Genomic DNA, 300 nt, shown 5'->3' with positions numbered 1-300 from the left:
AATTGGAAGCCAGCGATGCCGTTATTACTCTCTCAAGCATGAGCCTTTCAGATGCAAGGATAACATTAGAAGACTGTGTCTGGAAGTTGAAGGATTTTGTCCTTGAAAATAGCCTTAACTGCCAGGCTGAAGATTCTGTCCTAACCTATCAACCAAGTACGGACATCAGTTTGGACATCTGGGAGGAAGATTCTAGCCTTAAACTTCCAAAGGATAAGGCGTTTACAATGATGAAAGATGGGGACATCACTCATCTCAGCTACAAGCAAGAAATTAGCCCTGCTCAGCTAGTTATTCATT

At 42.3% G+C, this 300-nt stretch carries 1 pseudogene; it reads left to right on the top strand.

The features are described from left to right. Positions 1-300: pseudogene (locus tag C1E99_RS14290) on the top strand (hypothetical protein); the annotation flags it as partial.

It is taken from the genome of Streptococcus suis (assembly GCF_002964045.1).
Lineage (GTDB): Bacteria > Bacillota > Bacilli > Lactobacillales > Streptococcaceae > Streptococcus > Streptococcus suis_U.
The sequence above is the reverse complement of the archived record's forward strand: the minus strand, read 5'-3'. Positions and strand labels throughout refer to the sequence as shown.